Below are 13,608 nucleotides of genomic sequence, written 5' to 3'. Positions count from 1 at the left end.
AATGCGCACCCCATCTTGATGGGGCAAACGCGAGATGAACCAGAATCTATGTCGTCGGGGTCTCGCCATTCCGAGTTTCCGACAGAAAAGATTTTGAAGGCGCAGCGGTCGCGGACAGCAGATCCGCTTCGCCGCCGAATAAAAGAAAGTAAGCATGACTGATAGCAATCAACCCGACGAGAACGGGCCCCATGGGCGGGATGTCGTCGGTGGCGGGGTCGCGACGGTCGTACGGCCGGTCTCCGGCGCCGCATCCGCACAAGCCGGAGGCCGCTCCAGGTTCGACGTCATCATCGTGGGCGGCGGCTCGGCCGGAGCCGTGCTGGCCAACCGATTGAGCGCGGATCCATCGCGGCGAGTCCTCCTGATCGAAGCCGGCAAGGCTTACCCGCCCCATGCCTATCCGGACGCGGTGCGGCGCCAGGACATCGTCGGCGGCGACGCGGAGCATGACTGGGGCTTCCAGAGCGAGCCCGGTCTCCTCGGCCGGACGATCCCCCTCAACCGCGGCAAGGTTCTGGGTGGCTCGTCCGCGATCAACGGGGCGGTCGCCATGCGGCTGCCGAGCGACGATCATGACCGTTGGGCCCGCGACCACGACCTCGGCGCCTTCAGCCGGGAGGCCACGCATCCCTTCTACACGTCTTTGGAGCGGACCTCCGGCACCGGCGGCGAGGGGCAGGACGGTCCTTTCCCGCTGCACCAGCTCGGCGACGAAGAGGTCTCCGATCAACACCGAGCCTTCATCGCGTCCGCCCTGGCTGCAGGCCACCGACGATCCGCGGGCTTTGCCACCGAACAGCCATGGGGTGTCGGCCCCTACGTGATGAACACCCGCATGGGCGTCCGCCTGAACACCGGCATGACGCTCCTCGGCGAGGCGATCCGCGCTCGCCCCAATCTGACGATCCGCGACGAGACACTGGTCGACGCCGTCGTCGTGACGCTCGGCCGTGCGACCGGACTTCGCCTGGCTGGCGGAGACATCGTCGAAGGGGGGGAGATCATTCTCTCCGCGGGGACCTATGGCAGCCCCGCCATCCTCATGCGGTCCGGCATCGGGCCCGCCGAAACGCTGCGTCGCCTCGACATCCCGATCATCGCCGATCTGCCGGTCGGTCGCCGGCTGCAGGATCATCCGCTCGTTCCAACCGTCTGGTCCATCCGCAAGGAGGCGGTCGGTCTTCCGTATCCGCCGATCGGCGCGATGTTGTGGGCGCGGTCGAACCATGCCAGGGGCGTAGAGGTTGACCTCAATATCAGCACCGCGACGCTGCCGGACGACGGTGCTTCATCCGCCGGCGCGATGTTCCTTCTCTTCGCGGCGCTCGTGCGACCCCGATCGGTCGGTTTGCTGACCATCGCCAGCCGGGATCCCAAGGCGGCTCCCGTCATCGATCTCGGTTTCCTCCAGGACGACGACGACAGGGAGCGCTTGATCGACGGTGTCGAGATGATCCGCGACATCGCACGTCACAAGCCTTTCGCCGACATGATCGACGGGGAGTTGGCGCCGGGCGCCGCCGTCGGCGACCGTGCCTCGATCAACGCCGCCCTGGCTGCGTCGGTCGTCACCTATCAGCATCCCACCTCCACGGTGCCGATGGGCGGCTCGCAGGATCCCCATGCCGTCGTCGATGTCGAGGGCCGCGTTCGCGGCATCGAAGGCCTGCGCGTGATCGACGCCTCGATCTGGCCGGACGTGCCTTCGGTCGCCACGGCCTTCCCGACCATGATGCTGGCCGAGCGTATCGCCGCTTCCATGACCTAAGCCATGTCCGGGCGAAGCGAGGTCGCTCCGCCCGGACATGCGCCGGAACCTGGCGCAACGGGCCCGAGCGAACGGCATCGAACCGTTTGCCGAGCCCTGCGGGACAAGGGGCCGTCCAGCCTCCGGGCCCCAACATCACCCGTGCCAGGATGGAATCGTCGAGATGAGCCGGGCCTTCAACGCCGTCGAACGTCTATGTCGAAGCCTTTCCGGCGAAGCACATGAAAGGCTGATCGTGCTCGACGATGTCGATGTCGATGTCGATGTCGATCACGCCGCGCGAACCGCCGTTTCGGATCTTTGCCCATGGGCGGGGTGCGCGGCAGCGGCGGGGGCCGGACCGGGCCGGACTGCATGAAGGACGTCACGGACACGATCTGGATCAACGCCCGCCACAGCGCGAACCAGGCCGACCATCCGTTTTGACCAAGATCGCGGCGCCGATCCGCAATCGGCACCGCTCCACGTCATCCATCTCTGGGAGCCACACAGCATGAACGAGCCAAGATCGAGTCACGAAGGTCGCGTCGCCCTCGTCACGGGCGCAGCCCGCGGCATCGGGCAGGCCATTGCCGTTCAACTGGCCGAACGCGGCGCCAGCCTCGTTCTGGTCGATATCGACGAAGCCCACGAGACCGCCGCCCTCCTGAGCGGTCCCAGTCTGGTCGTCGCCGCCGACGTCACGAGCGCGGCGGACTGGGCGCGCATCGACCAGCAGGTTCAGCAGCGCTTCGGTCGGACCGATATCGTGGTGAACAATGCCGGTATCGGGAGCCCCAAGCGCATCGACGAACTGGACTTCGAGCAGTGGAAAAAGACGCTTTCCGTCAATCTCGATGCGCATTTTCTCAGTGCAAAGCAGTTTGTGCCGCAGATGAGAAACAACAACTGGGGCCGCTTCATCAATATATCGTCCAACTCGATCGGGCTCGCGATACCCGGAATGAGCCATTACATGGCGTCCAAGATGGGCGTCATCGGCTTCGTTCGAGGTTTGGCGAACGATGTCGCGGACGGGGGCATTACGGTCAACGCGGTTCTTCCCGCCCTCACGAACACGCGGCTGACGCAGGACATGCCCGAGGAGGCCAAGCGTCAGACCTGGCAACAGCAGGCGATCAAGCGCTTCGCCGAACCCAGGGACATTGCCGGTGCGATCTGCTTCCTCTCCAGCGAGGATGCCTCGTTCATCACGGGGCAGGCGATCCCTGTCGATGGCGGACAGTACAAGATTTCCTGAGGCGCTTCGCTCGACCTGCGGCTCGACGGTGGGCGGAGTCCGCGCCATCCCCACGATCCGCGCAAGCCGCGCGTCCGACCAACCGACTTCCCGATGGCGCCCGATTTCGGCATCAGAACCTTCGTCAGGGCGCTGGAAGACATGGACGTGGAGGGTTTGTCGCGCCCGGCCATTGACCGTGAAAATGCTGCCCGCCTGCTCGCACGGCCAACGTAGTCGGCCGGATCAACGGCTGCGAACCGGTCGGCGAGCCGAGTTCGAGCCGACGGGGTCCTCGAGGGGCGCTGTCGGTCCGCAGCACCCTGTGGGGGACGTCCGGAACGATCCGGATCCGCATACGAAGCTTGAAGTGCGAGATCAGGCCTTTGGCGGATGGACAGCTTTCCCACCGCACGGGCCGAAAGCTGCCGGTCCGCGATCGGCCTTGACGGCGCAAGAGGGCGGTCTTTGACGGACCGCGGCGCCGGCATCCAAGGCTTGAGCTTGCCGGGGGATCAACCTTGTTCCCCATCGGCTTGACCGAGCGCCCTGGTCCGCTCCATCAGTCGCGGCAAGGATGATGGCGCCATCACCATAGGCGTCACCTCGTTCCGTAGGTCGGGAGTTGCAGGATGGCACGCAAGATTCGAGACGCGGACTGGCTCACGGAAGCTGCCGTGGACGCTCAGCCGGCGGAGCCGTGCTGGCTCTGCGGACGGCTGCTCGGAAAGACCGTGGACCGCTTTCACCCGATCCCGAAGAGCCGAGGAGGTCGCGACACCGTACCCGTCCATCCTATTTGCCGAGAGACCATCGACGCCAATTTCTCGGCAAGCGAACTTGTCCGTCATGCGGAATCGGGAACAGCGCTGACGGACAACGAAAGCGTCGCACGCTTCGTGAAATGGGTCGCCAACAAGCCCGCCGATTTTCATTCCGCGACGAAGGCCGGCCGGTAGGAACCAGGCACGGGCGGAGCCATTTGCGAAGGTGACGGACGCGGTTCGCTACGGCTTTTGCCGATGGACCGAAGCCGGAACGGCAGCTGGTGGCCTCTGCCTTCCCGAAAGCCGACGGGCAGCCATCGGCCCACTGGCGGCATGAGAGAGGCTCGCTCGCGCCCTTGCCGGCTGGCTCGTGGTCTCAACCCTTCCGCTTGAGCGCGCGCTTCATGTTCCGTCTGACTTCGGCGAGCGCACCCTTCACGACTTCGATCGTGTTGGTGCTCAGTCTGTCCGCGATGTCTTCGCCGACCATGCGGTAGACGGTCGAAATCTGCGAGCGAATGTCCTGGCCGGAGGCCGTCAGGGTGACCGTGTTGCCATCGATTTCAACGAAGTTCCGGACAGACAGCCTTTCATACGCCCTTGCGGCGACGAGCCGACGGACGCCGAGTTCCTCAGCCGCCTCGATGAGGTCGGTGGGGACGCGGGTGCTGAGCGCAAGCAGGTAGTCGTCTTCACCCGGCAATAGGGCGATGGTCGCCAGATGCATCGCGAGCAGATCGCGGGTCAGTTTCGAGACCTCGATCATCGAGGCCGCCAAGGCTTCCTTCTCGGCGTCATCAGTGCGGGTGGCTTCGAGAACGGTCGAGAACATCAGTTGATCTTTCCTAAACACGGCTTGGACAGTGTTGTCGGATGTGAAGCTGGCGCGAAGCTGGATGGATGGCGCAGTCTATGGATTCTGGGGATTGCAATCCTCTGGTTTCTGCCTGCCGGAGCGCTTCACGTAAGGTCATGTCCCGGTCCCTTTCATCGCGTCCGCTTCGGGGACGAGCCCGAATGGTCGAGTGGGAACCGCGGGTGCAGGCGGATCCCCAGCGTTGCGCTTTGGGAGCCGGCGACAGCCGCGCATTGCACGCTGAAACCCGGTGAAGCAAACGAAACGCCGGCCACGGTCATCGCCTGACAGACGAAAGAGGTTGCGGCGAAGGCCGGCGCTGCAAGCCTCCGCTTCCCGTCGATATCGCCCGTAAAACGGGCGCACCGGTCCCTGTTTGAATGTCGGCTGACGGTCGACGCGGACTGGCTGCTCTTCGCAAAAGCTGGCCCGGATGTGGACAGGCTGCTTTCGGCGCGTGACTGCTGCCAGACATCATTTCCGACACGGGTGGAACGGCGACCGCCAGCTTCTGGAAGGGTACAGAAGCATCGCTGCCATTCAGCCCCGGCGACAACGGCTCCGTTTCCCGGCCGTAACACCGTAACGAGGATGCAGGCGACGCGTGCGTCGCGCAGGGGAACAAGCAACTCTCCTGGTTTCTTGGCCTCCGCCATGTTCGCGGGCGAACACTGTGCCCGGCGAGGACAAAGGTGGCCATTCCGACCGGGACGTGACGGAAGACGGCCGCGCGCCGATGCCGCGGATGACGACCACGGTTCTCCAACTACTTCTCTGGCCATGCAGGATGACCCGTCTGATTTCGAACCGTCACGCAGCGCCGGCCTGGATCGCCTCGCCGAGTTCGTCAACCGTGCCGGACGTTCCTATGCCGCGGGACGCAACACCGATGACGGACCCGGCAGGGCGACCGCCGTGTCCAAGCTTTCGCCCTACCTGCGATATCGCCTCGTGACCGAGCGCGACGTCGTCGCGGCGGTCCTCGAACGGCACGGCTTCGAGCCGGCCGAGAAGTTCGTGCAGGAGGTTCTCTGGCGGACCTATTGGAAGGGCTGGCTGGAGATGCGGCCGACGGTCTGGGCGCGCTTCGTCGAGGAACGAGACCGCCAGCGCCAGACCTTTCCCAACAAACGTGCCCTGACCGCTGCCGAGAGCGGCTCGACGGGAATCGAGGGCTTCGACGACTGGGCGCGCGAGCTCCTCGCGACAGGCTATCTTCACAATCATGCCCGGATGTGGTTCGCGTCGATCTGGATCTTTACCCTTCGTCTGCCCTGGACGCTCGGCGCCGACTTCTTCCTGCGCCACCTCGTCGACGCGGATGCTGCCAGCAACACGCTGTCCTGGCGGTGGGTGGCAGGCTTGCAGACGGTCGGCAAAACCTACCTTGCAACCGCCGACAACATCGCTCGCTACACCAATGGCCGTTTCTCGCCGAAAGGACTGGCGACAGAGGCGTTCGCGATCACCGAGCCCCCCATTCCGCGGCCGCAACCCCTGCCTCGACCGATGCGATCGGCATCTTCGGACCAGTCGCTTCTGCTTGTCACATCGGACGATCTCAATCCCGAAACCGTCGCTCGCACCGACATGCCCATCAAGGCCGCCGTTGTCGCTTCCTCTCCCGACGGGCTCTGGGGCGATCGCGCACGGGTCTTCGTTGCGAAGGCTGCGGCGGAAACCGCGTCGCGGGTCGCCGTGAGTTTCGATTGCGAAGCGAACGTCTTGGTCGATCTGGACGCCGAGACGCTGGCGATCGCGGCGCGTTCGGCTGGTGCGCACCAAATCGTGACGGCCTACGCTCCCGTCGGGCCGGTCGCAGACGCATTGGCAAGATTGACGCCGAGCCTGGCAGGCCAGGGAATCACGCTCGTGCAGGTTCGACGGGACTGGGACGATCTCTTTTGGCCGCACGCGACCAAAGGCTTCTTCAAGTTCAGGGAGCAGATACCGGAGCTGTTGCGCGAACAGGGCATGCGTTGACGCCGGGGTGATCGTCCTTCGAGCGATGGGATCGATGGCTCCAGCCGCGTCGAGGGCTCCAGCAGAGACCGAGACGTTCCGTTCCCTTCGTGGAAGGGAGCAGACACGCACGAGCATCCTCGATGGGGTTGGAGCCGGCTCTTACCGGCTCTGTTCCGTCGATCTGCTGGAGATGAAGCGGCACGGGCTGCGAAGGGGCATCGGCGTTCGGTGATGATGCCGCACGGTCGCCGATGGGTTGTGGAAGCGGATGATGCCGCCGAAGGACGACAGGACGCTTCCCGGCGCCGGGTTCCTGTCACGCAGCTTCCATCGTGAACCGCCCTTGCACTTCTGCCATGCGGGATCCTCCGCAAAACTCCGGAGAACGCCTCACTCTTCCGGGGCAAGTTCACTTTTGACGAGCCCTCAGGATGAGGCTGGTCGTCCGGCCAGATCCTCGCTTCCAGGCTCCTGTGCGCCGGTGGCATTTCGGCGGATGCCGGGGCGTGGCGGCCATCCCTCGCGCTGCTCGCCCCGACGGCCGTCCGCTTCTTCCGTCTGGTTGTGAAAGAGCGTGACCTGGGTGGGATAGGGGATGTCGATGCCCTTGGCATCGAGGGCCAGCTTGATGCCCTCCAGCACCTCACCCTGCACCTTGACGAGATTGAATCCCTTGGACGGCGTCCACCAGCGGATCCGCAGGTTGACGCTGGAGGCAGCGAGGTCGAACACGATGACCTCGGGGGCCGGATCCGCCACGACCGCTTCCACATTCGCAATGGCCGCCAGAATGGCCGCTCGAGCGACTTCGATGTCGTCGCCGTACCCAATGCCGACGTCATACTGAGAGCGGCGGAGGGGCCGCGCGGTGTTCACTGTCACGGAGCTGGAGTAGACGCTGGCGTTCGGGATGATGACGCGACGCCCGTCGAAGAGAGTGATGATCGTCGCTCGCGTCTCGATCCATTCCACCGTGCCCTCGAAGCCGTCGACGATGATCTGGTCGCCGACTTCGAATGGCCGCTGGATCAGGATCAGGAGGCCTGCCAGCCAGTTCTGGAGGATGTCCTTGAAGGCGAAGCCGATCGCCACCGATCCGATACCGAGGCCGGCGAGAAGGTCGCCGGGATTCAGCGAGGGGATCACGATGGTGAGCGCCAGAAGCGCTCCGAACAGGAGGACGATCCATTTCAGGAACGAGCCGAGCACCGCACCGAGATTGGCGCGCTCGTGCTTGTCGGCCCAAGCCCGGAACGAGCGCTCGATGCTCCAACCGATACCGAAGGCGACGGCGAACACGACGATCGCGACCACGATGTTGGGGAGGAGCTGCTGGAAGCCGACGACCCACGTCTCGATCTTGGCGAGGACGAAGGCAGGATCGACGCGAACCGCTTGTTCAACGGTCTCGGGTGCATTGGCGGCGATGGCGTCAGCGGTTGCCGTTGGATCGACGGTGGGTGCCACCTGGGCAGTTGTTTCGTTCATGCAGGTCTCGTTTTCCGGCTACGCACTGGCAAGGCGTCGTGAAATAGGCGCCATCGCTGTTCCTGCATCGGTCAGATCGACGCTGGTGTTGCGGGCTGCGACTCGGTCATCCTCGCACCGCCGACGGTTCAGCGATGTCAAGAAGCTGCCGGCTGTGTGCCACCAACACCGACGCGCTCCGTCAGTTCCTGGATTCTACGTGTCTGCTCCCCCAGCATCGCCTCCAGATGTTCCACGCGCAGGCGGTCCAGCTTGTCGTGAAGCGACATGATCTCGAGCTCGGCCTTGAGGTTGACCTCGTAGTCGAGCCCAGCCGCGATGCGGTCTCGGGCGGCCTGACGGTTCTGGGACATCAGGATGACGGGCGCCTGCAGGGCTGCAACCATAGACAGGATCAAATTCAGGAAGATGAACGGATACGGGTCGAACGTCGCGCCCAGAGCCTTCATTGCAAACGCGTTCAGTCCGATCCAGGAGACAAGCAGGCTGGAAAAGACGATGATGAAAGTCCAGGAGCCGCCGAACTGAGCGACTTTGTCCGCCAGACGCTCGCCGAAGGTCTGTTGCTCCGATACGACAATATTGACGTTTCGCGTGACGTTCAGCCGCTTGGCGATGTGGAGGATCACCCGCTGCTCGCGGGCCGACAATGCCCCGAGCCCGTTGTCCAGAAGCTGACGAGCAAGTCGAGCGACGTCCTCGTTCATGGCCGTATACCTTTCCCGCTACCGTGCCTTCCGTCCGCTGGCCCGACGTTTCGCCGTCGCCCCTATTGCCGAACAGGCACGGAGACATTCCGCCGAGATCGCCGTCGGTTTCGTATGACGGAATGTCCGATCCGGTTCGCTGTGGGAGCCCTGCTCCTCCCGGCTTCGGCCGAGATGGGCTCTTGCACTCCTCGCGATCGAGCCCGGTGCCGTTGACGCATAGCACATTCATCGGCACCGCCGGCCATCATGGCGGCGAGGATGGAAGGGACATGCGTTCTGGTGCGGTTCTTTCGGCCAAGCGGTGTGGCGGCAGACATGGGAAACGGGAGCATCGTCGATCGGCGAACCTGGCCCGCAAGCTTGGTCACGGACGTCCCGCATGCTCGGCGACGTCCCGCCCGTGCCGGGCTTTAGCCCGGCCGAAGGGCGCGCAGCGCGTTCAAGATGGCCGCGACGTCGATGAGTTCCTGCACGAGAGCCCCTTGGACCGGCGGCAGATAACCCAGTGCCGCAGCGACCATCCCGAACGCGGAAAGACCGATTCCTGCGAAGACGCTCTGAAGGGCGATCTTCCGCGAGCGTTGGCCGATCGCCATCGCATCGCCGATACCGTCGAGACTGTCGCGCAGGAGGATGATGTCTGCCGCCTCGGCCGAGGCGGCCGCGCCCCTGGCGCCCATGGCGACGCCGAGGTCGGCTGCCACCAAAGCGGGGGCGTCGTTGACCCCGTCGCCGACCATCATGACGGGCGCGCGTGCCTTCTCGCGATGGACGAGCGCGATCTTGTCTTCGGGCACCAGATCGGCGGCGATCTCGTCGAGAGCGAGGCCCGCGGAAATCGCGACCGCGACGTCCCTGCGGTCGCCGGTCGCCAGCACGACGCGCGTCACGCCGAGCTCCCGGAGCCGCGCCAGGGTTCCGGAGACATCCGAGCGGAGCGCGTCCCGCATCAGCACCAGCCCGGCAAACGCACCGTCGACGGACAGGGCAACGGTCAGCGCGCCAGCAGGAACGGCGGCCCTCAACAGGACCCGATCTCGTTCCTGCAGGCCGCCCGAGACGAAAGCCTTGCCGCCGACCCGGACAAGATGCCCTGCGACGCGCCCCTCGACGCCGTCTCCCGGCACTTCCCGGGTTTCGGTCGGAAGCGCCAGCGCGAGCCCTTGCTCGGCGGCGGCCGCGACGATCGCCTGGGCCACCGCGTGTTGGGAGACCTGGTCGAGACTGGCCGCCAACCGCAGGACCTCGCTCTGCGACCAGCCCTGTCCGACGACGATCTGCGATACGGCCGCGGTTCCGTGGGTCAGCGTCCCCGTCTTGTCGACGACGAGGGTCCGGATGCGTCCGAGCATTTCGAGGGCGGCCCCGCCCTTGACGAGGACCCCGATCTTCGCCGCCCGGGAGATGCCGGACACGATGGCGACGGGCACGGCGAGGATCAGCGGGCAGGGCGTCGCCACGACGAGGACGGCGACGGCACGGACCGGATCGCCGGAGATCCACCAGGCGAGAGCCGAAAGTCCGATGGTCGCCACCATGAAGCCGAGGGCGTAGCGGTCGGCGAGACGCGTCATCGGAGCTTGCGACTTCGTTGCTTCCTCGACAAGCCGAACGATGCCCGCATAGGTGCTGCGGGCCGCAGGCTCCCTCGCGACGAGATCGAAGGCGGCACCCACATTGGTCGAGCCGCTCATGGCGGCCTCTCCGTCGCGCCGGGTGACCGGAAGCGATTCGCCCGTCAGCGGCGCCTCGTCGAGCAGAGCCGTACCCACGACCGTCCCGTCGACAGGCAGGACGTCGCCGAGATGAACCAGAAGGCGATCGCCGACCGCGATCTGCGCGATGGGGATGGTTTCCAGCGTCCCGTTCGAGTGGCGGACGGCGCTGCGCGGAACGCGGTCGAGGAGAGCGTTCATCTCTCTCGTCGCACGGCCCGCGGCATAGGCCTCCAGCGCCTGCCCGCTGGCATACATCAACCCGACGACCGCTGCGGCGAGTGTCTCTTCGATGAGGAGCGCGGCCGACATGGAGAGGGCGGCGACGATGTCGAGCCCGACATCGCCCCGGCGAAGGCTGGCGACGATCTGCCAGAGAAGGATGGCCAGAACCGGCACGACGCCTGCCGACCAGACCAGTCCGGCAGCGTCCGGACGTCCCAGCCCTTGCATCGCGAAGCCGGTGGCAAGGCCGATCAAGGCGCAGGCGATCGGGAATAGGGCAGTCCAGCGCGTGGCCGCCCTCGTGTTCCGGACCGCCCCTTTCGGTTTGCTCGCCACGGAACGCGCCGAGCAGGAGTGCGGCAGCGTGTCGAATGGGCCGGCCTGCGAGCCGAGCATTTGGTTCGGTTTCATCGAGGGGTCCCGGCGGCGTGCGGACCTGCGACGTGCGGATCGCCGGCAAGGCCCCGGGGAACTGCGCCTTCCGGGGATTTGGTCGCGCCGGCACAGGGCGAGAACGCGACCGTCCCATGCCCCTCGCGAGGCTCGACCGGGTGGGGCACGCGTCGAAGCACCATCCCAAGCCCTCCTATCGAGCGAGCAGAAGGGGCAGTTCACTGCGTTTGAGGAGTTCCCTCGTGACGCCGCCCAGGATCCATTCGCGCAGTCGGGAGCGACCATAGGCGCCCGCCACGATCAGTCCGGCGCCTGTCATCCTTCCTTCGTTGAGGAGGGCGTCGGCGGGATGGCTCCATTCCGGCAGGTGGCGGACCTCGAGCTTGACGTCGTGTCGCGCGAGATGGCGGACCATGTCGGCCATGGGTTCCTGACGACGGGCTTCGGCGGGTTCGCCTTCCGTGACCGAGACGAGATAGACCTGCCGCGCCCTCTGAAGAAACGGCATGGCCGCCCCGATCGCCTGTGCGCATTCGGGCGTATCCCGCCAACCCACGACGACGACCTCCGGCAGGACGGGCTTGCACGGTTCGTGCGGGACGACATAGGCGGCTCTGCCACCTTCGAACAGCACGGCCTCCAAGGTCGTGGCGTCGTGATGTTGACGACCGTATGGTCGAGAGACGATCGTCAGGTCTGCGCAACGCGACAGCGATGCTGCAAGGCGTTGGAGCTCGCCCGGATAGGCGTCGCAACGTCGGACATCGTGGCGACGGTCGATGCCTTCCAGGCGCTGGCGCAAAGCATCGGCCTTGGCGTCGCGGGTTTCCCGCTCCGCTTCGATCAATGCGTAGGTCGGACCCAGTCCCTCGGCCGCATAGACGGCAGGGCTTGGAACCTCGTTGGCGAGCATCACCTCGATATGGGCATCGAAGGTTTCGGCGATCGACTCCGCATGTGCCAGGACAGCTTCGTCCGTCGCGGAACCGTCGACGATCGAGAGCAGATCCCGGTAGGACGCCGCAGCGACACGACCGACGGTGACCGTCTGCAACGGCTCGTCCGCCCCGATCGTGGCATTCACGATGTTGGAAATAGCACGCATGGTGGCCTCGCGTTTCTCGGGAAACAAGCCGCGCCGGGCGGCCTCTTCCTGCCGACCGAACAGCATGGGATCGGTCAGGGTCAGCCGATCCCGGGGTGATGCCTGCGGTCGAGCAATCCTGTGTGGACCAGGAGATCCGCGTCTGCGTAGGCATGGTGACCACCCCGCTGACTTACGTGGTCCGTCGGGCCTCGTGCCTTGATCCAGCGCAAACCGCTGCGGGATTGTCCCTGATGGCGATCGCGACCATCGCTCTCGTGGTCGGTCCGGCCGGTTTCGGGGAATGGCCGTTGGTGTCCGGGGGTGGACCGCGAGCACATCCCATTGGCCCGGAAGGCCCATCGGAACGTTCTCGTTCGCGACAGCCGGACCGCCGAGAAGAAAAAGGCGCATCGTCAGGACCGCTGCTGCGCTTGTGCCGACGGACGGGCCGGCCGCCCGTGCCGCGTCAAGTCACCCGAACAGGGGGGCTGCGACCGTCTCATCTTTGAACCGCGCCATGTCCCGCACCGGGGGCATGGCGTCCATGCGGGCGTAGTCCCGACGGAACTGGAACGCGCTCTCGTAACCCACCGCGAAGGCGATCGCGGCGGCGTCGCGAGGTTCGAACAACAGGAGCCTGCGCGTTTCGAGCAGGCGAAGGCGCTTCTGGTACGGGGATCGGCGTCATGGCAGTGATCGCCTTGAGGTGACGGTAGAAGGCCGCGACACGCATCCTCGTTAAGGCTGCGAGCGGCTCGACGCGGAACGGCTCGTTGAAGTGCGCCCGGATCCCGTCGAGAGCTCGGCGGACCTCAGACAGGCGACGGTCCGGCCGGGCGATCTGCCGAAGCAAGTCGCCCTATGGTCCCTGGGAGACGCGGAACAGGATCTCGCGCTCGATCATCAGCTTCTTCATGAACGCGGGGCACATCAGCGACGACACCGGATCGGCCGCTCTGCTGGACGATTTGCCGAAGGCGCATTGGCTGCTCGGCGACCGCGGCTACGACGCCGATTGGTTCAGAGATGCCATGGGGAGGACACTCGCCGCCTTACAGGGCGTCGTCCATCTTGCCTGCGCGATGATCTGGATCCGATGAATGCAGACAGAAACTAGAGCAGGTCGTCGCCGGAAAGTCCGACGGTCCTCGTATCCGCATTTCTGTCAGGAAGTCTTGCTCGCCAGATAAGACTTCGGGTCTCTTACTGATTTCACTACATTATTTTGAGATTTCGCCACCGTGCCGTTTAGTGTCCTCGCCACACTAAAGTTCCGCAGGAACTCATTTCGCCAGACAAGAGCACAAAGTGTTGATTTCCACTGAGAGCTGACCCAGGATTTCCATCAAGAACTGACCCGGCTTTGACGATGTTGGGCTGGTCAGGCCTTGGTCAAGTTCCGAGTTTTCTCC

At 65.2% G+C, this 13,608-nt stretch carries 10 protein-coding genes and 1 pseudogene; 5 read left to right on the top strand and 6 right to left on the bottom strand.

Translation table 11 applies throughout. The features are described from left to right. Positions 1 to 154: 154 nt before the first annotated feature. From ASG43_RS13605 to ASG43_RS13595, 3 genes are all read left to right on the top strand, one after another. Positions 155 to 1,771: a GMC oxidoreductase gene (locus ASG43_RS13605; RefSeq protein WP_082490901.1), complete on the top strand. Its 1,617-nt coding sequence runs from the start codon at positions 155 to 157 to the stop codon at positions 1,769 to 1,771. Positions 1,772 to 2,264: 493 nt separating this feature from the next. Next, the gene (locus tag ASG43_RS13600; RefSeq protein WP_056505900.1) at positions 2,265 to 3,011 is read left to right on the top strand and encodes an SDR family NAD(P)-dependent oxidoreductase; all 747 of its coding nucleotides are present in this window, start codon (positions 2,265 to 2,267) and stop codon (positions 3,009 to 3,011) included. Between the two features lie 611 nt (positions 3,012 to 3,622). Continuing rightward, positions 3,623 to 3,949, top strand: coding sequence for a hypothetical protein (locus ASG43_RS13595; protein WP_056505897.1), 327 nt, complete (start codon positions 3,623 to 3,625; stop codon positions 3,947 to 3,949). A 184-nt stretch (positions 3,950 to 4,133) separates the two neighbouring features. Here ASG43_RS13595 and ASG43_RS13590 read toward each other — a convergent pair whose 3' ends face one another. After that, positions 4,134 to 4,589, bottom strand: a complete 456-nt coding sequence (locus ASG43_RS13590; RefSeq protein WP_056505894.1) for a hypothetical protein — start codon at positions 4,587 to 4,589, stop codon at positions 4,134 to 4,136. A gap of 1,041 nt (positions 4,590 to 5,630) precedes the next feature. On the opposite strand from ASG43_RS13590, the gene ASG43_RS13585 reads away from it, so the two are divergent. Beyond that, the gene (locus tag ASG43_RS13585) at positions 5,631 to 6,596 is read left to right on the top strand and encodes an FAD-binding domain-containing protein (RefSeq protein WP_244488094.1); all 966 of its coding nucleotides are present in this window, start codon (positions 5,631 to 5,633) and stop codon (positions 6,594 to 6,596) included. Positions 6,597 to 7,004: 408 nt separating this feature from the next. Here ASG43_RS13585 and ASG43_RS13580 read toward each other — a convergent pair whose 3' ends face one another. The 5 genes from ASG43_RS13580 to ASG43_RS23305 form a co-directional block, all read right to left on the bottom strand. Continuing rightward, on the bottom strand, positions 7,005 to 8,066 hold the full coding sequence (locus ASG43_RS13580; protein ID WP_082490900.1) for a mechanosensitive ion channel family protein: 1,062 nt from the start codon (positions 8,064 to 8,066) through the stop codon (positions 7,005 to 7,007). 137 nt (positions 8,067 to 8,203) lie between these two features. After that, positions 8,204 to 8,773 (bottom strand): DUF1003 domain-containing protein, encoded by a 570-nt coding sequence (locus tag ASG43_RS13575; RefSeq protein WP_056505889.1) that lies wholly within the window; start codon positions 8,771 to 8,773, stop codon positions 8,204 to 8,206. Positions 8,774 to 9,186: 413 nt separating this feature from the next. Further along, positions 9,187 to 11,127, bottom strand: a complete 1,941-nt coding sequence (locus ASG43_RS13570; RefSeq protein WP_244488093.1) for a heavy metal translocating P-type ATPase — start codon at positions 11,125 to 11,127, stop codon at positions 9,187 to 9,189. A 175-nt stretch (positions 11,128 to 11,302) separates the two neighbouring features. Further along, a complete protein-coding gene (locus ASG43_RS13565; protein ID WP_162244726.1) occupies positions 11,303 to 12,214 on the bottom strand; it encodes a universal stress protein in 912 nt (303 codons plus the stop codon). Between the two features lie 453 nt (positions 12,215 to 12,667). Further along, on the bottom strand, positions 12,668 to 12,826 hold the full coding sequence (locus ASG43_RS23305; RefSeq protein WP_200939513.1) for a hypothetical protein: 159 nt from the start codon (positions 12,824 to 12,826) through the stop codon (positions 12,668 to 12,670). A gap of 272 nt (positions 12,827 to 13,098) precedes the next feature. Here ASG43_RS23305 and ASG43_RS13555 point away from each other — a divergent pair. Further along, positions 13,099 to 13,230 (top strand): annotated as a pseudogene (locus ASG43_RS13555) (IS5/IS1182 family transposase); the annotation flags it as partial. Positions 13,231 to 13,608: the final 378 nt, after the last annotated feature.

The sequence above is a fragment of the Aureimonas sp. Leaf454 genome (genome assembly GCF_001424685.1).
In the GTDB taxonomy this organism is placed as follows: domain Bacteria; phylum Pseudomonadota; class Alphaproteobacteria; order Rhizobiales; family Rhizobiaceae; genus Plantimonas.
This window is presented reverse-complemented; position numbering and strand designations above follow the sequence as displayed.